This window comes from Pseudomonas guariconensis, assembly GCF_040822035.1.
Lineage (GTDB): Bacteria > Pseudomonadota > Gammaproteobacteria > Pseudomonadales > Pseudomonadaceae > Aquipseudomonas > Aquipseudomonas guariconensis.
On sequence record NZ_CP162012.1, the window covers coordinates 1,006,295 to 1,028,104 of the forward strand.

19 protein-coding genes are annotated in these 21,810 nt (G+C 62.1%); 9 read left to right on the forward strand and 10 right to left on the reverse strand.

Features of this window, described 5'->3' with window-relative positions; all coding sequences use genetic code 11:
• Positions 1–18 precede the first annotated feature (18 nt).
• From AB1N67_RS04555 to AB1N67_RS04570, 4 genes are all read right to left on the reverse strand, one after another.
• Positions 19–1,395, reverse strand: a complete 1,377-nt coding sequence (locus tag AB1N67_RS04555) for an OprD family porin (protein WP_043208163.1) — start codon at positions 1,393–1,395, stop codon at positions 19–21.
• 203 nt (positions 1,396–1,598) lie between these two features.
• The gene (locus AB1N67_RS04560) at positions 1,599–3,191 is read right to left on the reverse strand and encodes an ABC transporter substrate-binding protein (protein WP_250034487.1); all 1,593 of its coding nucleotides are present in this window, start codon (positions 3,189–3,191) and stop codon (positions 1,599–1,601) included.
• A gap of 162 nt (positions 3,192–3,353) precedes the next feature.
• Positions 3,354–4,979, reverse strand: a complete 1,626-nt coding sequence (locus tag AB1N67_RS04565; RefSeq protein ID WP_090345310.1) for an ABC transporter substrate-binding protein — start codon at positions 4,977–4,979, stop codon at positions 3,354–3,356.
• A 334-nt stretch (positions 4,980–5,313) separates the two neighbouring features.
• Positions 5,314–6,030 (reverse strand): SIMPL domain-containing protein, encoded by a 717-nt coding sequence (locus tag AB1N67_RS04570; RefSeq protein WP_367863564.1) that lies wholly within the window; start codon positions 6,028–6,030, stop codon positions 5,314–5,316.
• Positions 6,031–6,228: 198 nt separating this feature from the next.
• Between AB1N67_RS04570 and AB1N67_RS04575 the strand changes: the two genes are divergently transcribed.
• The 4 genes from AB1N67_RS04575 to AB1N67_RS04590 all read left to right on the forward strand — a co-directional run bounded on the left by AB1N67_RS04575 (position 6,229) and on the right by AB1N67_RS04590 (position 11,371).
• The gene (locus AB1N67_RS04575) at positions 6,229–7,488 is read left to right on the forward strand and encodes an ATP-binding protein (protein WP_070577091.1); all 1,260 of its coding nucleotides are present in this window, start codon (positions 6,229–6,231) and stop codon (positions 7,486–7,488) included.
• The gene (locus AB1N67_RS04580; protein WP_070093026.1) at positions 7,485–8,045 is read left to right on the forward strand and encodes a response regulator transcription factor; all 561 of its coding nucleotides are present in this window, start codon (positions 7,485–7,487) and stop codon (positions 8,043–8,045) included. Before AB1N67_RS04575 ends, AB1N67_RS04580 begins: the two co-directional genes overlap by 4 nt.
• Positions 8,046–9,016: 971 nt before the next feature.
• Entirely contained in the window at positions 9,017–9,958 is a 942-nt protein-coding gene (locus AB1N67_RS04585; protein ID WP_043213222.1) for an AEC family transporter, read from the forward strand.
• A 54-nt stretch (positions 9,959–10,012) separates the two neighbouring features.
• On the forward strand, positions 10,013–11,371 hold the full coding sequence (locus AB1N67_RS04590) for an amino acid permease (RefSeq protein WP_043213224.1): 1,359 nt from the start codon (positions 10,013–10,015) through the stop codon (positions 11,369–11,371).
• A 120-nt stretch (positions 11,372–11,491) separates the two neighbouring features.
• Here AB1N67_RS04590 and AB1N67_RS04595 read toward each other — a convergent pair whose 3' ends face one another.
• The 6 genes from AB1N67_RS04595 to gatC form a co-directional block, all read right to left on the reverse strand.
• Positions 11,492–11,866 carry a carboxymuconolactone decarboxylase family protein gene (locus AB1N67_RS04595; protein ID WP_043213226.1) on the reverse strand — a complete coding sequence of 125 codons (375 nt, stop codon included), beginning with the start codon at positions 11,864–11,866 and terminating at the stop codon, positions 11,492–11,494.
• A gap of 10 nt (positions 11,867–11,876) precedes the next feature.
• Positions 11,877–12,920, reverse strand: a complete 1,044-nt coding sequence (locus AB1N67_RS04600) for a calcium/sodium antiporter (RefSeq protein ID WP_324723349.1) — start codon at positions 12,918–12,920, stop codon at positions 11,877–11,879.
• 61 nt (positions 12,921–12,981) lie between these two features.
• The gene (locus AB1N67_RS04605) at positions 12,982–13,356 is read right to left on the reverse strand and encodes a septal ring lytic transglycosylase RlpA family protein (RefSeq protein WP_090346600.1); all 375 of its coding nucleotides are present in this window, start codon (positions 13,354–13,356) and stop codon (positions 12,982–12,984) included.
• A 139-nt stretch (positions 13,357–13,495) separates the two neighbouring features.
• A complete protein-coding gene (gatB, locus tag AB1N67_RS04610; RefSeq protein ID WP_043213231.1) occupies positions 13,496–14,941 on the reverse strand; it encodes an Asp-tRNA(Asn)/Glu-tRNA(Gln) amidotransferase subunit GatB in 1,446 nt (481 codons plus the stop codon).
• 11 nt (positions 14,942–14,952) lie between these two features.
• Positions 14,953–16,404 carry an Asp-tRNA(Asn)/Glu-tRNA(Gln) amidotransferase subunit GatA gene (gatA, locus tag AB1N67_RS04615; RefSeq protein WP_043213233.1) on the reverse strand — a complete coding sequence of 484 codons (1,452 nt, stop codon included), beginning with the start codon at positions 16,402–16,404 and terminating at the stop codon, positions 14,953–14,955.
• 15 nt (positions 16,405–16,419) lie between these two features.
• Positions 16,420–16,707 (reverse strand): Asp-tRNA(Asn)/Glu-tRNA(Gln) amidotransferase subunit GatC, encoded by a 288-nt coding sequence (gene gatC, locus AB1N67_RS04620; RefSeq protein ID WP_043213235.1) that lies wholly within the window; start codon positions 16,705–16,707, stop codon positions 16,420–16,422.
• A 201-nt stretch (positions 16,708–16,908) separates the two neighbouring features.
• Here gatC and mreB point away from each other — a divergent pair, with 201 nt between their 5' ends.
• The 5 genes from mreB to rng all read left to right on the forward strand — a co-directional run bounded on the left by mreB (position 16,909) and on the right by rng (position 21,810).
• On the forward strand, positions 16,909–17,946 hold the full coding sequence (mreB, locus tag AB1N67_RS04625) for a rod shape-determining protein MreB (protein WP_039575577.1): 1,038 nt from the start codon (positions 16,909–16,911) through the stop codon (positions 17,944–17,946).
• Between the two features lie 157 nt (positions 17,947–18,103).
• Complete coding sequence (gene mreC / locus AB1N67_RS04630; protein WP_197971104.1) at positions 18,104–19,177, forward strand: rod shape-determining protein MreC; 1,074 nt, start codon at positions 18,104–18,106, stop codon at positions 19,175–19,177.
• The gene (gene mreD, locus AB1N67_RS04635) at positions 19,177–19,665 is read left to right on the forward strand and encodes a rod shape-determining protein MreD (protein ID WP_043213239.1); all 489 of its coding nucleotides are present in this window, start codon (positions 19,177–19,179) and stop codon (positions 19,663–19,665) included. Before mreC ends, mreD begins: the two co-directional genes overlap by 1 nt.
• Positions 19,666–19,698: 33 nt before the next feature.
• The gene (locus AB1N67_RS04640; RefSeq protein ID WP_043213242.1) at positions 19,699–20,298 is read left to right on the forward strand and encodes a nucleoside triphosphate pyrophosphatase; all 600 of its coding nucleotides are present in this window, start codon (positions 19,699–19,701) and stop codon (positions 20,296–20,298) included.
• A gap of 54 nt (positions 20,299–20,352) precedes the next feature.
• The gene (gene rng / locus AB1N67_RS04645) at positions 20,353–21,810 is read left to right on the forward strand and encodes a ribonuclease G (RefSeq protein ID WP_043213244.1); all 1,458 of its coding nucleotides are present in this window, start codon (positions 20,353–20,355) and stop codon (positions 21,808–21,810) included.

The following is a 21,810-nucleotide window of genomic DNA, read 5'->3' on the forward strand; positions in this document are numbered from 1 at the left end:
GGCGGGCCGGCGCGGGGGTCAGAGGATGTTGAATGGAATGGTGGTGACGATACGCAGCTCGTCCAGGCTACCGTCGGCCTGGGCTTTGCTGGCGCGGTGCGCGGTGTAGGTGGCGCGGATGCTGGTGTCTTTCAGCGGACCGCTCTGCACGGCGTAGCTGGTACCGATGCCCCACTCGTAGTGGGTCTCGCCATCCATGCCTTTGACGTCGTAGGCATCGCCCCGGTAGTGGGTGCCGTCGATACCCCAGCCACGGGCGTTGTAGACGTTGAACTTCAAGCCCGGCACGCCATAGGGGGCCATGTTCAGCACGTAGGAGATCTGCAGGGACTTCTCGTTGGGGCCGTTGAAGTCCGACAGCAGCGAGTTGGCCAGGTAGATGCCGTTGGTTTCGTGCAGGTAGTCGAAGTACTCGTTGCCGTTGACCTGTTGCCAGGAGGCGCTGAGCGTGTGGGCCTGATGGGTGAGGCCGAACGACAGGCTGTAGGTGTCGTTGTCGATCTCGCCCATCTTCTTGCTGCCGGTATCCACGGTCTTGTAGTAGTTCAGGCCCGTGGTCAGGCTCAGCACCGCGCTGTCGCCCAGCACGTGGTTGGCGCCGAAATAGTACTGGTTCCAGAAGTCGTCGACCTTGGTGGCGTAGAGGCTGGTGGAGAGGCTCTTGAACGGCTGGTAGTTGACCCCGGCGGTACTGGCACGGTCGGTTTCCACGCCATTGCCATACTCGCTGCGGAACTTGCTCAAGCTCTGCTCGGTACGGGGCGAGACGCGGTCGAAGGTGCCCAGGTCGAACGACAGGTTGTCGAATTCGGCGCTGTGCAGGAATGCACCCTGGAAGCTCGACGGCAACGCGCGGTTGCCGATGTAGGAAATCATCGGCGTGTCCACCGACTGACGGCCCACGGTAAGGGTACTGTTGGATACCCGTGCCTTGACGTTGCCCAAGCCCATCTTGCTCCACTGGCCGATCACGTCGCCATCGCTGTGGGTCAGCGTGCGGTTGTTCGGCCCGGCCACCGCGGCGCGGCCACGCTCGAGGGCGATGGCGTTGTAGCCGGCGGCTTCGACAGCGAAGCCCACGGTGCCTTGGGTGAAGCCTGAGCTGTAATTCAGGATGGTGCCCTGCACCCAGTTGTCACGGCTGTGAGTCCGGTGCAGAGTGCCGTCGCTCTTGTAGTACCTGAACAGCGGTGCGCGAGTTGCGCGTTCGCGGGCGTACCAGTTGCGCGTGCTGCCGGTCAGGCTTTGGCCTTCGAGAAAGCCTGTGGCCTCGGCCTGCTCGCTGCTGGATTTGAGGGTGACCGGGACGAAGTCCTGGCTGACGGGTTCGGCCTGGGCTGTGGCGGACAATGCGCCTAACGACAGGGCCAGTGCGGTAAAGGTTGTACGTCTCAAGGTGAAGCTCCCTTTCTATTTCTAGTTATTCCCGCGCCTTGTGGGCTGGGGGTTTTGCTGCGGTGTTGCCAGGGGTGCCGCGGGATCGCCGGGCAGAGTCGGGGGCGTTGTGCTGGCGGTGCCGGTCTGTTCATGGATAAACCCGCTGCCGCAGGGGCGGTGATCAGTGCGTGAGCGGGTTTACTCGCGAAGAGAGGGGCTAATCAGTCAACACTCACACCGGAAAAGTCGTTGCGTCCAAAGGGGCTGACGCGAAAGTCCTTGACCTTGGCGCTGATCGGCTGGTTGACCGTGGAGTGGGCCACCGGGGTGATCGGCACCTGTTGCTTGAGACGTTGCTGGGCTTGCTGATAGAGCCGGGTGCGCTGCTCGCGGTCGGTGACCTGCTTGGCCTGCTTGACCAGCGTGTCGTACTCACGGTCGCACCACAGGGAGTAGTTGTTGCTGCCGATGGCATCGCAGCTGTACAGAGTCCCCAGCCAGTTGTCCGGGTCGCCGTTGTCGCCGGTCCAACCGATCAGGGCGATGTCGTGCTCGCCGTTTTTCATGCGCTTGAGGTATTCCCCCCATTCGTAACTGACGATCCTGGCCTTGATGCCGACCTTGGCCCAGTCGGCTTGGAGCATCTCGGCCATCAGCTTGGCATTGGGGTTGTAGGGCCGCTGTACCGGCATGGCCCACAGGGTCACTTCGGTGCCCTCCTTGACGCCGGCGGCCTGGAGCAGTTCGCGGGCTTTGGCCGGGTTGAAACCTGCGTCCTTGATGGTTTTGTCATAGGACCACTGAGTCGGCGGCATGGCGTTGACCGCCGCCTGGCCGGAGTCTTGGTACACGGCCTGGATGATCGCCTGCTTGTTCACGGCCATGTCCATGGCCTGGCGTACCTCGAGGCGATCGAAGGGCGGATGCTGGGTGTTGTAGGCGATATAGCCAAGGTTGAAGCCCGGCTTGTGCAGCACGCTCAGCTTGCTGTCGGCCTTGATCGCCGGCAGGTCGGCGGGGCGGGGGTGCAAGGTGACCTGGCATTCGTTGCGGCGGAGTTTCTGGATGCGTACCGAAGGGTCGATGTTGATGGAGAACACCAAGTTGTCGAGCTTGACCTGCTCCGGCGCCCAATAGGCCGGGTTGCCCTTGTAGCGAATCTGCGAATCCTTCTGGTAACGCTGGAACACGAACGGGCCGGTGCCGATCGGCTTTTGGTTGATGTCGCTGGCGCGACCTTCGGCCAGCAGGTGGTCGGCGTATTCTGCGGAGAGGATCGAGGCGAAGCTCATGGCGAGGTTCTGGATGAACGCGGCATCGACACTGTTGAGGGTGAACACCACCGTCAGCGGGCCGGTCTTTTCGACCTTGGCGATGTTCTTGTCCAGCCCCATGCTGACGAAGTAGGGGAACTCGGTGGGGTAGGCCCTGCGGAAGGGGTGTCGTTTGTCGAGCATGCGATTGAAGGTGAACAGCACGTCGTCGGCGCTGAAATCACGGCTTGGCGTGAAGTCCTTGTTGCCATGGAACTTGACGCCTTCGCGCAGGTGGAAGGTGTAGCGCATGCCATCCTCGGAGATCTCCCAGAAGGTCGCCAGCGCCGGATGCACGGCAGTGCCGCCTCGCTCGAATTCGACCAGGCGGTTGTAGATCGGCTCGGCGGCATCGTTGTCGGTAGCGCTGGTGTACTGGGCGGTGTCGAAGCCGGCCGGGCTGCCTTCGGAACAGAACACCAGGTTCTTGGCGAGCAGGTCGGGGGCCTGGGTCATCAGGCCGAGGCCGAGCAGGGTGCCGAGGAGAGTGATGGGGCGCATGGCTAGTCCTTTTGCATCTGTCGTGCCGCAACCTTGTAGGAATCGCGGCAACAGGAATCCGATCCCGCTGCGGGTGGCATCGGGAGGGCGCTTGTTTCTGGGGGGCGCTCGTGGCGCGGAATGTCACCGTGGGCGCTCAGGCCCACGGCGCAGGGGCTGGCCCTATTTCTCCACGCTGACGCCGTAGAAGGAGTTCAGGCCGAACGGGCTGATCTTGAAGTCCTTCACCTTGTCGCTCATCGGCTGATAGACAGTGGAGTGAGCGATCGGCGTGATCGGCACTTGCTCCTTGAGGATGTGTTGCGCTTTTTGATACAGCTCGGTGCGCTTGGCCTGGTCGGAAGTGGCCTTGGCCTGCTTGATCAGGTCGTCGTAGGGCTTGTAGCACCACTTGGAGAAGTTGTTCCCATCCATGGCATCGCAGCCGTAGAGGGTACCCAGCCAGTTGTCGGGGTCACCGTTGTCGCCGCTCCAGCCGATCAGCATGGCGCCTTGCTCGCCGCCTTTGGAACGCTTGATGTACTCGCCCCACTCGTAGCTGACGATCTTGGCCTTGATGCCGATCTTGGCCCAGTCGGACTGGAGCATTTCGGCCATCAACTTGGCGTTGGGGTTGTAGGGGCGCTGCACGGGCATGGCCCACAGGGTGATCTCGGTGCCTTCCTTGATGCCGGCTTCCTTGAGCAGTTGCTTGGCTTTCTCCGGGTCGTACTTGGCATCCTTGATGGAGGTGTCGTAGGACCACTGCGTCGGCGGCATGGCGTTGACCGCCAGTTGGCCTGCGCCCTGGTACACCGATTCGATGATCTGCTGCTTGTTCACCGCCATGTCCAGCGCCTGGCGAACCTTCAGCTGGGACAGGGGGTTGGCTTCGTTGCTGCCCTTGATCTTGTCCATCACGTTGTAGGCGATGTAGCCAAGGTTGAAGCCGGCCTGTTCAGGCATTTGAAGTTTCGGATCTTTCTTCAGCGGCTCGATGTCGGCAGGGCGTGGGAACAGAGTGACCTGGCACTCGTTCTTCTTGAGCTTCTGCATGCGTACCGAGGCGTCGGTACTGATGGCGAAGATCAGGTTGTCGATCTTCACGTCATCGGGATTCCAGTAGTCCTTGTTGCCCTTGAAACGGATCTGGGCGTCCTTCTGGTACTTGCTGAACACGAACGGGCCGGTGCCGATCGGTTTCTGGTTGATGTCGGCGGCCTTGCCCTGCTTGAGCAACTGGTCGGCGTACTCGGCGGACTGGATCGAGGCGAAGCTCATGGCCAGGTTCTGGATGAAGGCGGCGTCCACCTCGTTGAGGGTGAAGCGTACGGTGTGATCGTCGACCTTTTCGAGACGGGCGATGTTCTTGTCCATGCCCATGTCGGTGAAGTAGGGGAATTCGGTGGGGTAGGCTTTGCGGAACGGATGGTTCTTGTCGAGCATGCGGTTGAAGGTGAACAGCACGTCGTCGGCGTTGAACTCGCGGGTCGGCTTGAAGAAGTCGGTGGTGTGGAACTTGACGCCTTCGCGCAGGTGGAAGGTGTAGGTCTTGCCGTCGTCGGAGACGTCCCACTTGGTTGCCAGCCCCGGAATGACCGCGGTGCCGCCGCGCTCGAACTGGGTCAGGCGATTGAAGACGGTTTCGGCCGAGGCGTCGAAGTCGGTTCCTGTGGTGTATTGGCCCGGGTCGAAGCCTGCGGGGCTGCCTTCGGAGCAGAACACCAGGTTGGTCGCGGCTAGCGCGGAGGGTGCGCCGGCGAGCAAGCCTGCGCTGACCAGGAACGGAATGACTGCGTGTTTAAGCATGGTGGCCTCATTGTTGTCATTTTTCGATTGAGGCGGCCTCGTGAGCCGACCTGCGGATACTTATGCAGGGTAGATCGCCAATGCAACAGGCAGAGGGATAGTTGACGTCAAAATTGTGGGACTAACGTACATGGATGTCGCATCCATGTAATTTTCATGAAAGTTGAACGTTTGCGCTGGTTTTTTGCAGGCAATTTGCCAGATGTTTTTCAACTTTGAAGTCAATAGGAAAGCAGCTATAGCGCTGTAGGAATGAGGCTTTGAAACTGTCAGTTCTGGAAATGACATCAAAGCGACGGGCATTGCACCCGTCGCTTCGGTTCACTGAGGTCGATCAGGGCATCTGGACTTCGATCAGGCCATCGGCGTTCATGCTGACTTCGCTGGTACCGGCTTCGATGTCCGGCGCGGGAGCGGCTTCATCGGCTGCCATGGCCTTCATGGCCATCGGCGCGCTGCGCAGGTAGGGGCGTGGGTAGCCGCTGCTGTTGAGGTTCAGGCTGACCACTTTGTAGCCTTTGCCGCCGAGGGCTTCGGTGGCCAACTGGGCGCGTGCCTTGAAGGCGTCGACGGCCTCCTTGAGCAGGGCATCCTCGTTGCTCTTGCGGGTGGCTTGGGCGATGGAGAAGTCCATGCCGCCCATTTTCAGGTCTTGGAGCAGCTCCCCGGTGAGTTTGGACAGGGCTGGGAAGTCGGCGCTTTCCAGGCGCAGTTCGGCGCGTTCGCGCCAGCCAGTGATCTTCTGGCCTTTGCTGTCATAGACCGGGTAGCTGTTGCGGCTACCCTGGCTGATCTTCACGTCCTTGACCTGGCGTGCCTGCTGCACGGCTTTGTTCATGGTCTCGGTGATTTCCTTGGCCAGCTTGCCTGGGTCGTTGTTCTGGGCTTCGCTGTACAGGGTTACGACCATCAAGTCGCGCGCCACTTCCTTGGTGACTTCGGCGCGCAGCGATACCTGGTTGTAGCGCGGCGCATCGTCCGCCAACGCCTGCAGGCTGGCCAGCAGGCCACAGGACAGGATCAGCGCGGTGCCACGACGGGGGATGTGCATGTAGGACTCCTTGGCAAATAAAGGCGCGGGCATTGTCCATCCCGCGCATGGCCCATCAGACCGGGAACAGTGTAGTGGGTTCCTAAATGCCATCATTAACCTGTGACAAAGTGTGGCGCTTTGCCGCATCGCTGCAGCGGGGCGCCTGGCTTCGGTATACTCCGGTCGATTTTCCTGGAGCACTCATCAGGAGAGCTCATGCTCGCTGCCGCACATCCGCTGTCCGCTACGCGCCAGAACCTCTGGCGTCTGACCTTCATTCGTATCCTGGTCCTGGCCGCCCAGGCTGGCTCCGTTGGCGTGGCCTACTGGACCGAACTGGTCCCGCTGCCCTGGCTGTCGCTGGCTATCACACTGGCCTTGTCGTCGTTGCTGTGTGCCTTCACCGCCTTGCGCCTGCGCTTGTCGTTGCCGGTCACCGAACTCGAGTATGCCCTGCAGCTGGCCTGTGACCTGCTGATCCACAGTGCCTTGCTGTACTACTCCGGCGGCTCGACCAACCCGTTCGTTTCCTACTACCTGGTACCGCTGGCGATCGCCGCGGTGACCTTGCCATGGATCTATTCGCTGGTGCTGTCTGGCATTGCTCTGGTGGCCTATAGCCTGCTGCTGGTGCAGTTCTACCCGCTCGAGACCCTGCCCATGGCGCGGGAAAAGATGCAGGTCTATGGCATGTGGTTGAGCATCGCCTTGGCGGCCGGCGTGATCACGTTCTTCGCCGCACGCATGGCTGAAGAGCTTCGTCGCCAGGAGAAACTGCGCGCCGATCGCCGCGAGGAGAGCCTTCGAGACGAGCAACTGCTCGCCGTGGCCACCCAGGCCGCCGGGGCCGCCCATGAACTGGGCACGCCTCTGGCGACCATGAGCGTGCTGCTCAATGAAATGCGTCAGGACCACACAGACCCGCAATTGCAGGAAGACCTGGAGATCCTTCAGGACCAGGTCAAGCTGTGCAAGGAGACCTTGCAGCAACTGGTCCGCGCCGCCGAAGCCAACCGTCGTCTGAGCGTGGTCGAGCAGGAGGTGACCGCCTGGCTGGATGAAGCGCTCAACCGCTGGCACCTGATGCGCCCGGAGGCCACCTACCGCTTCCAGCGCCTGCGCGATGGCCAGGTTCCGCGTCTGACGCCCCCCCCGGACTTGACCCAGGCCTTGCTCAATCTGCTTAACAACGCCGCCGATGCCTGCCCCGAGGATCTGGAAGTGCGCCTGGACTGGAACGCCCAGGACATCATCATCACGATCCGCGATCACGGCCCTGGCGTTCCCGTCGCCATCGCCGAGGCGATCGGTAAACCCTTCTTTACCACCAAGGGCAAAGGCTTCGGCCTGGGCCTGTTCCTGAGCAAGGCCAGCGTGACCCGTGCTGGCGGCTCGGTGAAACTCTATAGTCATGAACAGGGCGGCACCCTCACCGAGCTGCGCCTGCCCCATGGCAAGCGAGGAGATGAACGATGAGCGAAGAAAACCTGGTCGAAGGCGAAGAGCTGCCGCACTTGTTGCTGGTGGACGACGACGCCACCTTCACCCGCGTCATGGCGCGCGCCATGAGCCGTCGCGGTTTCCGCGTGAGCACCGCCTCCTCGGCCGAGGAGGGGTTGGTGCTGGCCAAGCAGGACGTGCCTGATTACGCGACCCTAGACCTCAAGATGGACGGCGATTCCGGGCTGGCGCTGCTGCCCAAGCTGCTGGAGCTGGACCCTGAAATGCGGGTGTTGATCCTGACGGGTTATTCGAGCATCGCCACCGCGGTTGAGGCTATCAAGCGCGGTGCCTGCAACTATCTGTGCAAGCCGGCGGACGCCGATGATGTGTTGGCGGCGCTGTTGTCCGAGCATGCGGATCTGGATTCGCTGGTGCCGGAGAACCCGATGTCGGTGGATCGCCTGCAGTGGGAGCATATCCAGCGGGTGTTGGCCGAGCATGACGGGAACATATCCGCGACGGCGCGGGCCCTTGGGATGCATCGGCGCACGTTGCAGCGTAAGTTGCAGAAGCGGCCTGTGCGGCGGTGAGGCTTTGTGGTTTGTGGTTGTGGGTTTTGAGGTTTGTGGGCTTATCCGTTTTATTTGTCGACGGTTAATCACCTTTCCGCCTTTACGGCGGGTCACTTTTGGTCTTGGCCAAAAGTAACCAAAAGCCGCGCGCCCCTGCATCCGGCCCGGCGCTTCGCACCGGGTCCCCTCGCTGCGGTGTCTTACGGGGCCTCGCGGCCTCCGGCTGGCTACGCCAGCCTCCATCTCGCGACTTCGGCTACGCCGAAGGGCGCTACGCGCCTGCCCCTACAGACACCTCCGCTCGGCCTGCTGATGGGGCGCAAGTTACGGGCGGCGCCTGGACTGGCGTTGTTTTATTCAATGGTTTTTGTGGTGAGCTTTTGGGCCTATTTGCGATTAAATCGGGACGCCGAACTGCCGTTCACACAGGCTCACCGTCGCTCTTGAGAACGGCGCTGTGCCTGTAGGAGCGGCGGTTCGACGTTCCTACTCGTGAATAGGCAGGAATAAACACCCAAACAATTAACTTGTTTGCCGTTGCCGTTGCCGTTGCCGTTGCCGTTGCCGTTGCCGTTGCTTTTGATGCGCGATAGTCCAGACACCACCCATCGCGACCTCAGAAGGCCGAGTGGAGGTGTCTGTAGGGGCAGGCGCGCAGCGCCCTTCGGCGTGAGCCGAAGTCGCGAGATGGAGGTTTGCGCAGCAAACCGGAGGCCGCGAAGCCCCGAAAGGCACCGGAGCGGAGGGAACCCCGGAGCGCAGCGCAGGGGCCGCATGTGGGAGCCAGCGGTTTTTGCCTACTTTTGCCCAAGAGCAAAAGTAGGTCGCCGTAAAGGCGAAAAGCGCCGGTGGCGCCCCCACCAAACCCGGATATTCACCCAGCCTGAAAGCCAAACTTGCAGGAAGCTTCCTAAATCACCGCCAATTCCCCGCAACTCCCACCGCTCGCGTATCATTAGCCCCCTAACGGCAACCCCCCAGGACCCGCAATGCTCGCCCTCCTCATCCAGACGCTGAACATCACGGCCCCGGTGTTCGCCATGCTGTTCATGGGCGTGCTCCTCAAACGCATCCGCCTGATCGACGACAGCTTCATCAAGGTCGCCTCGACCCTGGTCTTCAATGTCTGCATGCCAGCCTTACTGTTCCTGGGTATCTATCACGCCGACCTCGCCACCGCAGTCAAGCCCGGAGTACTGGTCTATTTCATCATCGCCACCCTGGCAGGCTTCGCCATGGCCTGGGGCCTGGCCATCTGGCGCTGTCCGCCTGTCGACCGGGGCATCTACACCCAGGGCGCCTTTCGCGGCAACAACGGTGTGATCGGCCTGGCCCTGGCGGCCAGTCTGTACGGTGACTACGGCATTTCCCTGGGGGCAGTGCTCGCGGGGTTGGTAATCCTTTTGTACAACTCCCTGTCGGCAGTGGTCCTGGCGGTCTACAGCCCGGACCTGAAGTCCGACCCCTGGAGCATCTGCAAGAGCATCCTGAGCAACCCGCTGATTATCAGCGTGCTGCTTGCCGCCCCCATGGCTTACGCCCAGATTCCATTGCCCAACTGGTTGCTCACCTCCAGCGACTACTTGGCGCAAATGACCCTGCCGCTGGCACTGATCTGCATCGGTGGCACCTTGTCCCTCGCGGCGCTGCGTGACAGCGGCAGGCTGGCGATCGATGCCAGCCTGGTCAAGGTTGTCTGGCTGCCATTGCTCGGCACGCTGGGCGCCTGGTTATGGGGTTTTCGAGGAGCGGAACTGGGCATCCTATTCCTCTATATCGGCAGCCCGACCGCCGCTGCCAGCTATGTGATGGCGCGGGCCGCCAATGGCAATCATGAGCTGGCAGCCTCGATCATCGTGATTACTACGCTACTTGCTGCGATCACCACCAATATTGGCATTTTCATCTTGCAGTGGGGCGGATGGATCTAGATCCTTGACTGCAAACAACACCAACAACACTGCCTCCCGAATTGAGGACACTTCATGCAAGACCAGAGCACGCCCGAGCGGTTGCAGCGCGGGCTGAAGAATCGCCACATCCAGCTTATCGCGCTGGGCGGGGCCATCGGCACCGGGCTTTTCCTGGGAATCGCCCAGACCATCCAGTTGGCCGGCCCGTCCGTTCTGCTGGGCTATGCCATCGCTGGCTTGATGGCTTTTCTGATCATGCGCCAACTCGGCGAGATGGTGGTCGAAGAGCCGGTCGCTGGCAGCTTCAGCCACTTCGCCCATCAGTACTGGAGCGAGTTCGCAGGCTTTGTCTCAGGCTGGAACTACTGGGTGGTGTATGTGCTGGTCGGCATGGCCGAACTCACGGCCGTCGGTATCTACGTACAGTACTGGTGGCCGGATTTCCCCACCTGGGCCACCGCAGCGATCTTCTTCGTGGTGATCAACGCCATCAACCTGACCCAGGTGAAGGTCTACGGTGAACTGGAGTTCTGGTTCGCCCTGGTCAAGGTGGTGGCCATCGTCAGCATGATCGGCTTTGGTGCCTGGCTGCTGGGCAGTGGCCATGGCGGGCCGGACGCCAGTGTTGCCAACCTGTGGCAGTACGGTGGGTTCTTCCCCAACGGCATCACCGGGCTGATCATGGCCCTGGCGGTGATCATGTTCTCCTTCGGCGGGTTGGAGCTGGTGGGAATCACCGCTGCTGAAGCGGACAACCCCCGTGAAAGCATTCCGAAGGCCACCAACCAGGTGGTCTATCGCATCCTGATTTTCTACATCGGCGCCCTTGCGGTGCTGTTGTCGCTCTACCCTTGGCAGAAAGTCGTGCAAGGCGGCAGCCCGTTCGTGATGATCTTCCACGAACTGGATAGCGACCTGGTGGCGACCATCCTCAACATCGTGGTGCTCACCGCTGCGCTGTCGGTGTACAACAGCTGCGTATACGCCAACAGCCGCATGCTGTTCGGCCTGGCCAGCCAGGGCGATGCCCCGCGTCAATTGCTGAAAGTCAGCCGCCGGGGTGTGCCGTTGACCGCGTTGGGCGTCTCTGCGCTGGCGACAGGGCTTTGCGTGCTGATCAACTATCTGATGCCGGGGGAGGCCTTCGGCTTGCTGATGGCGCTGGCAGTATCGGCACTGGTTATCAACTGGGCGAGCATCAGCATCACCCACCTGAAGTTCCGCAAGGCCAAGCTGGCGGCGGGCATCATGCCGTTCTACCGCAGTCTGGGACATCCGCTGACTAACTACCTGTGCCTGGCATTCATCGTGTTGATCTTGGTGGTGATGTACCTGACGCCACCGATCCGCATTTCCGTGATGCTGATCCCGCTGTGGATCGCGGTCTTGTGGGTGGCGTTCAAGTTGAAGAAGGCTCGCCAAGCCAGATAAGAACGGCGGCGGCTTCGTCGTGGATGAATCCACTTCCACAGGTGTTGCGCATTGAATGAAGGCAGCGCAATACCTGTGGGTGTGGTAAGGCCGCGAAGCGGCGGGGCATTGAAGACGGCTTCAGCCTTCGTAGCTGTCGATCACTTCCTGTGCCGCGCGGAACGCATCGATTGCCGCTGGCACCCCCGCATACACAGCGCAGTGCAGCAGCGCTTCGCGAATCTCTTCCACGGTGCAGCCGTTGTTCAATGCACCGCGGACATGGCCTTTGAGCTCCTGAGGGCATTTGAGGGCGGTCAAGGCGGCCAAGGTGATCAGGCTGCGGGTCTTGAGTGGCAACCCTTCACGGGCCCAGACGCTGCCCCAGGCGTGTTCGTTGACGAAGTCCTGCAGTGGCTGGGTGAAGTCGGTGGCGTTGTTCAGTGCCCTGTCGACGAACGCATCGCCCATGACCTGGCGGCGTATCTGCTCGCCGGATTTTCTCGAGTCGGTCATATCCAATTCCTTAGTGTTGACGGCGCCAGGCGCGTACCGTGGTGTACAGCAGCACCAGGCCGAGCACGGGCATTACGTAGAACAGCATGAGCCGCTCCAGGCGACCAGCCAGCGGCATGCCGGTGGTGAACGCCACCACATGCAGGCCATAGGCCAGATACAGGCAAAGGAACACCAGGCCTTCAGCGCGGGTGACCCGGTAGCCGGAATAGAACACCGGCAGGCTCAGTGCCGCGACGCCCAACATCACCGGTAAGTCGAAGTCCAAGGCATTGGGTGAGATCGACAAGGGTGTCGGGGTGACCAGGGCGGTCAGACCCAGCACGGCCAGCAGGTTGAACAGGTTGCTGCCGATCACCGTGCCTACTGCGATCTCCCGTTCACCTCGCAAGGCGGCGATCAATGCTGCTGCGAGCTCGGGCAGCGATGTGCAGACCGCGACGACCGTAAGGCCGATGATTCGCTCGGAAAGACCCAGATCGGTGGCGACCTCGACCGCCGCCTCCAGCAGCAGGTGGCCTCCCAGGCTCAGCAAGCCCAGGCCGAACAGTACTTGCAGCGCGGCGCCGGTCCAGAAGCGTGGAGCGCTGCTATGAATGGCCTCGGGGGCCGGGTAGGTCCGGGCGTAGTGGCGTGACTGGTGCCAGAGCATGGCCAGATAACCCAGCAGACCAAGCAAGAGCAGCAGGCCTTCGAGTCGCCCCAGCTGTCCGTTGATTGCCAGCAGATAGACCAGCGCGCTGGCGGCGATCATCAGCGGGATGTCCAGACGCACCAGTTGCCGGGAAACTCGCAAGGGAATGATCAACGCAGCCAGGCCGAGAATCACCAGCACATTGAAGATATTGCTGCCGACCACGCTGCCCACTGCGACGTCCGGTGCCCCCTGGTAGGCCGCTTGCAGGCTCACGGTCAGTTGCGGCGCGGTACTGCCGAAAGCCACCAGACTCAGACCGATGATCAGCGGGCGTACGTGCAGGCGCGTGGCCAGGCGCAAGGCAGCGCGTACCAAAAGCTCCGCGCCGATGACGAGCAGCACGAGGCCCATGCCCAGTTGCAGAAGGCTGAAGGTGGGAAGGGTGGCCAGGTCGAAAATGGTTGGGACTCCTGTCAGATCAGTCGCTCAGCCCTTGTACCCGGACGCGCGCCGTTCCGCTACGGATCATCCCGATTTTTTCTGCGGCAGCCCGTGACAGGTCGATCAGTCGGCCTCGCGTGTGCGGGCCGCGGTCGTTGATACGCACGACGACGCTGCGCTTGTTGCTCAGGTTGGTCACCAGTACGCGGCTGCCAAAAGGCAGGCTGCGGTGGGCGGCGGTCAGGCCATGCTGGTTGAAGGGTTCGCCGCTGGCGGTGCGTTTGCCGTGGTGACGGGAGCCGTAATAAGAGGCAGTGCCGGTCTGGTCGTAACCGCGGGAATCGATATCGTGACTGGCGCAGCCGGCCAGCAGGGAAAAGAGGGCGAGGGTGCCGAGGGAACGCTTGATCAAGTCGAAAGCTCCAGGACTGCGGTTTCAGGGCGCTACGCACCCCATCGCCTGCTTCGCCAACGTCCACAGGATAGCGGCTATATCTCCTGTGGAAGCTGGCGATGCCTGCGTTGGGCTGCCTAGCAGCCCCAGAACAGAATCACCCTTCGAGCTTGGCTTTGAGCAATTGGTTCACTTGCCCCGGGTTGGCTTTGCCCTTGGATGCCTTCATTGCCTGGCCGACGAAGAAGCCGAACATCTTGCCACGCTTGGCCTCGTCGGCGGCGCGGTACTGTTCGACCTGTTCGGCGTTGGCAGCGAGCATCTCGTCGAGCATCTTGTCGATCGCACCGGTGTCGGTCACCTGCTTGAGGCCTTTGCTTTCGATGATGCTGTCAGCGTCGCCTTCACCGGCGGCCATGGCCTCGAACACCGTCTTGGCGATCTTGCCGCTGATGGTGTTGTCACGGATGCGCAGCAGCATGCCGCCGAGCTGCTCGGCAGTGACGGGGGCTTGGTCGATCTCCACCCCCAGCTTGTTGAGCAGGCTGCCCAGCTCGACCATCACCCAGTTGGCGGCGAGCTTGGCGTCGCCACCGATGCGGGCGACTTCCTCGAAGTAGTCGGCCTGTTCGCGGCTAGCTGCCAATACGTTGGCGTCATAGGCCGACAGGCCGTACTGGCTCTGGAAACGCTCGACTTTCTGCTGCGGCAGTTCCGGCAGGCTGGCGCGGGTAGCTTCGAGGAAGGCGTCCTCGATCACCACTGGCAGCAGGTCCGGGTCGGGGAAGTAACGGTAGTCGTTGGCCTCCTCCTTGCTGCGCATCGAGCGCGTTTCGTCTTTGTTCGGGTCGTACAGACGGGTTTCCTGGACAACCTTGCCGCCGTCCTCGATGAGATCGATCTGGCGTTGGATCTCGCTGTTGATCGCACGCTCGATGAAGCGGAACGAGTTGACGTTCTTGATCTCGCAGCGGGTGCCGAACTCGGTCTGGCCTTTCGGGCGGACCGAAACGTTGCAGTCGCAGCGCAGCGAGCCTTCGGCCATGTTGCCGTCGCAGATACCCAGGTAGCGGACCAGGGCGTGGATTGCCTTGACGTAGGCCACGGCTTCCTTGGCGCTGCGCATGTCCGGTTCGGAGACGATTTCCAGCAGTGGCGTACCGGCGCGGTTCAGGTCGATGCCGGTGGAGCCGCTGAAGTCTTCGTGCAGGCTCTTGCCGGCGTCTTCCTCCAAGTGCGCGCGGGTGATGCCGATGCGCTTGATGGTGCCGTCTTCCAGGGCGATGTCCAGGTGGCCCTTGCCGACGATCGGTAGGTCCATCTGGCTGATCTGGTAGCCCTTGGGCAGGTCCGGGTAGAAGTAGTTCTTGCGCGCGAACACGTTGCGCTTGCCGATTTCGGCGTCGATCGCCAGGCCGAACATGCAGGCCATGCGCACGGCTTCCTGGTTCAGCACCGGCAGAACGCCGGGCATGCCGAGGTCGACCAGGCTGGCCTGGGTGTTCGGCTCGGAGCCGAAGGTGGTGGCGCTGCCGGAGAAGATCTTCGACTGGGTGGCGAGCTGGGTATGAATCTCCAGCCCGATCACAACTTCCCATTGCATGTGTGAATTCCTCAGAAGCCGTTAGGGGCGCGGGTGTGCCAGTCGGTGACTTGCTGGTAACGGTGCGCGACGTTGAGCAGGCGGCCTTCCTGGAAGTACGGCGCCAGCAGCTGCACGCCGACCGGCAGGCCTTCGACGAAGCCGGCTGGCATCGACAGGCCCGGCAGGCCGGCCAGGTTGGCGGTAATGGTGTAGACGTCTTCCAGGTAGGCGGCGACCGGGTCGCTGCTCTTGGCGCCGAGCTTCCAGGCCGGGTTCGGCGTGGTTGGGCCGAGGATTACGTCGACCTGCTCGAAGGCGGCCATGAAGTCGTTCTTGATCAGTCGGCGGATCTGCTGCGCCTTGACGTAGTAGGCGTCGTAATAGCCAGCCGACAGGGCGTAGGTGCCGACCATGATGCGCCGTTGCACTTCGATGCCGAAGCCTTCGCCGCGGGAGCGCTTGTACAGGTCGGTGAGGTCCTTGGGCTCCTCGCAGCGGTAGCCGAAGCGCACGCCGTCGAAACGCGACAGGTTGGAGGAGGCCTCGGCGGGCGCGATCACGTAGTACGCCGGGATCGCGTGCTGCATGTTCGGCAGGCTGATTTCCTTGATCACCGCGCCGAGCTTTTCGAGCTCCTTGACGCTGGCCTGGATCAGGTCGGCGATGCGTGGGTCGAGGCCGGCACCGAAGTATTCCTTCGGCAAGCCGATGCGCAGGCCTTCGAGCGGTGCATTCAGGCTGGCGCTGTAGTCCGGCACCGGCTCGTCGATGCTGGTGGAGTCCTTGGCGTCGAAGCCGGCCATGCCCTGCAGCAGCAAGGCGCAGTCCTCGGCGGTGCGAGCCATCGGGCCGCCTTGGTCGAGGCTCGAGGCGTAGGCGATCATGCCCCAGCGCGAGACGCGACCGTAGGTCGGCTTCAGACCGGTGAGGTTGGTCAGTGCAGCCGGCTGGCGGATCGAACCGCCGGTGTCGGTGCCGGTGGCGGCCGGCAGCAGGCGCGCGGCCACTGCAGCGGCGGAACCACCCGAAGAACCGCCGGGGACGTGCTCGAGGTTCCAGGGGTTCTTCACTGGGCCATAGTGGCTGGATTCGTTGGCCGAGCCCATGGCGAACTCGTCCATGTTGGTCTTGCCCAGGGTGACCATGCCGGCTTCGGCCAGCTTGGCGACCACGGTGGCATCATAGGGCGCCTTGAAGTTGTCGAGCATCTTCGAGCCGCAGCTGGTGCGGATGCCGTTGGTGCAGAACAGGTCCTTGTGGGCGATCGGTGCGCCGAGCAGGGGGCTGTTCTCGCCGGCAGCGCGACGGGCGTCGGCGGCGCGGGCCTGTTGCAGGGCCTGCTCTTCGGTAATGCTGATGAAACTGTTGATCTGAGGGTCGAGCTGCTTGATGCGCGCCAGCAGGGCGCCGGTCAGCTCTTCGGAGGAAAACGACTTGTCGGCGAGTCCACGGGTGATCTCGGCCAGGGTCAATTGATGCATGGCAGGCTGTTTCCCTTACTCGATGACTTTCGGAACCAGGTACAGGCCGTTTTCGGTCGCCGGGGCGATGGCCTGGTAGCGGTCACGCTGATTGCTTTCGGTAACCTGGTCGGGGCGCAGACGCTGGCTGGCCTCCAGAGGGTGGGCCAGGGGTTCGATGCCGTTGGTGTCGACGGCTTGCATCTGGTCGACCAGCCCGAGAATACTGTTCAAGGCATCGGTAATGCGTGGCAGTTCGCCTTCATTCAGGCCCAGGCGGGCCAGATGGGCGATCTTTTCCACGTCGCAGCGTTGAAGCGCCATGGGGATCTCCAGGAAAAACGGAACGGATAGGGTCCGTGGTGAGGAACATGCCAGCCGATCGATGGTCATACGGCCGCGATCATCTGCTGGCGTGCTCGGAAAAACTGCCAATTTAACATATTGGCTCCTTGCCCAAAATCCCCGCCATTGTTAGAGTTTGCCGCACTTTTTTACCCACGCTTTGCCTAGGGTCACTTTCCCATGTTCAAGAAACTGCGTGGCATGTTTTCCAGCGATCTGTCCATCGACCTGGGTACTGCCAACACCCTTATCTACGTGCGTGAGCGCGGTATCGTCCTGAATGAACCCTCGGTCGTTGCCATTCGTACCCACGGCAACCAGAAAAGCGTCGTCGCGGTCGGTACCGAGGCCAAGCGCATGCTGGGCCGTACGCCTGGCAACATCGCTGCCATTCGTCCGATGAAGGACGGCGTGATCGCCGATTTCAGCGTTTGTGAAAAAATGCTGCAGTACTTCATCAACAAGGTTCACGAGAACAGCTTCCTGCAGCCCAGCCCGCGTGTGCTGATCTGCGTGCCGTGCAAATCGACCCAGGTAGAGCGCCGCGCCATTCGCGAGTCCGCCCTGGGAGCCGGTGCCCGTGAGGTGTTCCTGATCGAAGAACCGATGGCCGCAGCCATTGGTGCCGGCCTGCCGGTAGAGGAAGCCCGCGGCTCGATGGTCGTGGACATCGGCGGTGGCACCACGGAGATCGCGCTGATTTCCCTGAACGGCGTGGTCTACGCCGAATCCGTGCGGGTAGGTGGTGATCGCTTCGACGAAGCCATCGTGACTTACGTACGCCGCAACTATGGCAGCCTGATCGGCGAATCCACCGCCGAGCGCATCAAACAGGAAATCGGCACCGCCTACCCGGGCGGCGAAATTCGCGAAGTCGACGTTCGTGGCCGTAACCTGGCTGAAGGCGTGCCGCGGGCCTTCACCCTCAACTCCAATGAGGTGCTCGAAGCCCTGCAGGAATCCCTGGCAACCATCGTCCAGGCGGTCAAGAGCGCCCTGGAGCAGTCGCCGCCAGAGCTGGCTTCGGACATCGCCGAACGTGGCCTGGTGTTGACCGGTGGCGGTGCGCTGCTGCGCGACCTCGACAAGCTGCTGGCCCAGGAAACCGGCCTGCCGGTGATCGTCGCCGAAGATCCTCTGACCTGCGTTGCCCGCGGTGGTGGTCGTGCACTGGAGATGATGGACAAGCACGCCATGGATCTGCTCTCCAGCGAGTGATCCCATACGGTCCATGCACGCATGGATTGTGTTCGCCCGGTTTACAGGTAGCACGCACAGTGCTACCTGTATGCGCTGGGCTGGCGTCCGTCCGGGCGTCGTTTCCGTTAACCCGCAAGCAGGCCGGTGCATTGCTTCATGTCCAATGACCTCCTGAATCGTCGTCCACGAGGAACGGCCCATTAAACCGCTTTTCTCCAAGGGCCCCTCGCTGGGCGTTCGTCTCCTGGTACTGGTGGTGCTGTCGGTCGCGCTGATGGTGGTCGATTCGCGCTTCGCGGTGCTCAAGCCAGTGCGCAGCCAGATGGGGCTGGTACTGATGGAATCCTATTGGGTCACCGACTTGCCGCAACGCCTGTGGCAGGGTGTGGCCAGCCAGTTCGGCAGCCGTACCGAATTGATCGCGGAAAACGAAAAACTCAAGACCGAAGCCCTGTTGCTGCAAGGGCGGCTGCAGAAGCTGGCGGCCCTGACCGAGCAGAACGTGCGGTTGCGCGAATTGCTGAACTCCTCGGCGCTGGTCAATGAGAAGGTCGAAGTGGCCGAACTTATCGGCGTGGACCCCAACCCCTTCACTCACCGCATCCTCATCAACAAGGGCGAGCGTGACGGCGTGTTCCTTGGTCAGCCGGTGCTCGATGCCCGTGGCCTGATGGGGCAGGTGGTCGAGTTGATGCCTTACACCTCGCGCGTTCTGTTGCTGACCGACACCACTCACAGCATTCCGGTCCAGGTCAACCGCAACGGCCTACGGGCCATCGCCAGCGGCACCGGCAACCCGGAGCGTCTGGAGCTGCGTCATGTGGCTGACACGGCTGACATCAAAGAGGGCGACCTGCTGGTCAGCTCCGGGATGGGCCAGCGCTTCCCTGCAGGTTACCCGGTGGCCACCGTCAACGAAGTGATCCACGATTCCGGTCAGCCATTTGCGATCGTGCGCGCGATTCCCACCGCCGCGCTCAACCGCAGCCGCTACATGTTGCTGGTGTTCAGCGACCGGCGCACGGCCGAGCAGCGTGCTACCGATGCCGGGATCGCCCAGGAAGAGGCCGATCGCAAAGGCGCGACGGGCACCAACGGCCAGGGTACCGGCGAAGGCGGGCAGGGTACGCCTGCCACGACACCTGCCCCAGCGGCCGCCCCCGCCGCGCCTGTGGTCCCTGCACCTGCTGCTGCCCCTGCCGCGCCGGCATCGGCTCCCGCAGCACCGCCCCCCTCCCGGAGACAATGATGGCTCGCTCCCGCAGCAAGAACGGCTGGGTGATCTGGCTGACATTCATCATCGGCCTGTTGCTCAGCGTTTCGCCAATGCCCCAGTTCATGGAAGTGTTCCGGCCCATGTGGCTGGCCATGCTGGTGTCCTTCTGGACCTTGGCGGTGCCCAACAAGGTCGGCATGACCACTGCATTCATTCTCGGTCTGGCAGAGGATGTGCTGTACGGCACCCTGTTAGGGCAGAACGCCCTGATCCTGACGCTGATCACGTTCCTGGTACTGTCCTTGCAACAGCGCCTGCGTATGTATCCCATGTGGCAGCAGAGCCTGGTGATCCTGGTGATCTTCGGCATCGCCCAGCTGATCCAGCTGTGGCTCAGCGCCCTGACCGGTAACCGCCTGCCCACGCTTGCGTTGGTCTGGTCGGCGGTCATCAGTGCCTTGCTCTGGCCATGGATCAGCTTTGCCCTGCGCGATTTGCGCCGACGCTTGCACATCAACTGACGGCAACGCCGAATCTGACAGGGAGATGTCGACATGACCCCGCTGTACCTGGCCTCAGGCTCGCCACGCCGTCGTGAACTGCTGGCTCAGATAGGCGTCCCGTTCACCCTGGTCGCTGCCCCCATCGATGAAACTCCGCTACCAGGCGAAGGCGCTGCCGATTATGTCGAGCGTCTGGCCCGGGCCAAGGCGGCTGCAGGCCTCGCCCAGGTTCAAGGCGCTGGGGTGGTGTTGGGGGCCGACACCGCCGTGGTGCTCGATGGCCGCATCCTCGGCAAGCCCGAAAACCGTGAACATTCCCTGGCCATGCTGGCCGAACTTTCCGATCGCGAGCACCAGGTGCTCACCGCCGTCGCCTTGACCGATGGCCAGCGGTGCCTGAGCGCCTGCGTGGCGAGCACCGTGCGTTTCCGTGCGATCGGCGCAAGCGAGGCCGAGCGCTATTGGGCCAGTGGCGAACCGCAGGACAAGGCCGGTGGCTATGCCATCCAGGGCCTTGGTGCGGTCTTCGTCACCGGTCTTACCGGCAGCTACTCGGCCGTGGTCGGCCTGCCTTTGAGCGAAACCGCCGATCTGCTCGGGCAGTTCGCGATTGCCTGCTGGCAACAGCACGAGGTTCCAGCGCCGCGCTAGCCAGCTACTCGACCGCGATCCATCATTACCGAACACCTTTGACGAGAGCCTGCCATGAGTGAAGAGATCCTGATCAACATCACCCCGATGGAATCACGTGTGGCAGTGGTGGAAAACGGTGTCCTGCAAGAGGTCCACGTCGAGCGCACACAGCGTCGGGGCATTGTCGGCAACATCTACAAAGGCAAAGTGGTACGCGTCCTGCCCGGCATGCAGGCGGCTTTCGTCGACATAGGCTTGGAACGCGCTGCCTTCATCCACGCCTCGGAAATCTCCCAACGTGAAGGTTCGGCGGTGGAGAACATCACCGCCTTGGTCCATGAAGGCCAGGCGCTGGTGGTCCAGGTGACGAAGGATCCGATCGGCACCAAGGGCGCCCGCCTGACCACCCAGTTGTCGATCCCGTCGCGCTACCTGGTATACATGCCACGCAGCAGCCACGTGGGTATTTCCCTGAAAATCGAGGATGAGGCCGAGCGCGAGCGCCTCAAGCAAGTGGTCAGCGATTGCGTGGAAAAAGAAGACATCAAGGACGCTGGTGGCTTCATCCTGCGTACCGCCGCCGAGGGCGCCCGCACCGACGAAATCCTCCAGGACATCCGTTACCTGCGTCGCTTGTGGGAGCAGATCGGCAGCCAGATCCAGACTTGCGGTGCCCCGTTGGTCATCTACGAGGATCTGGGACTGGCCTTGCGCACCCTGCGCGACCTGGTCAATCCGAAGATTGAGAAGATCCGCATCGATTCTCGAGAAACCTTCCAGAAAACCACGCAGTTCGTCGCCGAACTGATGCCTGAGATCGCCGACCGCCTCGAACACTATCCGGGCGAGCGGCCGATCTTCGACTTGTATGGCGTCGAGGACGAGATCCAGCGCGCCCTGGAGCGCAAGGTGCCGCTCAAGTCCGGTGGCTATCTGGTGGTCGATCCTGCCGAGGCGATGACCACGATCGATGTCAACACCGGTGCCTTCGTCGGCCATCGCAACCTCGAAGAGACCATCTTCAAGACCAATCTCGAAGCGGCTACTGCCATTGCCAGACAACTGCGCCTGCGCAACATCGGCGGGATCATCATCATCGACTTCATCGACATGGAGGACGAGGAGCATCAGCGCCAGGTGCTGCGCACCCTGGAGAAGCAGCTCGAGCGGGATCACGCCAAGACCAACATCATCGGCATCACTGAGCTGGGCTTGGTTCAGATGACCCGCAAGCGCACCCGTGAAAGCCTCGAGCAAGTGCTGTGCGAGCCCTGCATCGCGTGCCAGGGGCGCGGCAAGCTGAAGACGCCCGAGACCGTGTGTTACGAAATTTTCCGGGAGATCCTCCGTGAGGCCCGGGCATACCAGGCCGAGGGTTACCGGGTTCTGGCCAATCAGAAAGTCGTCGATCGCCTGCTGGACGAGGAGTCCGGCAACGTTGCCGAACTGGAGGCTTTCATCGGTCGGACCATTCGCTTCCAGGTCGAATCCATGTACTCGCAGGAACAATACGATGTGGTGCTGCTCTGA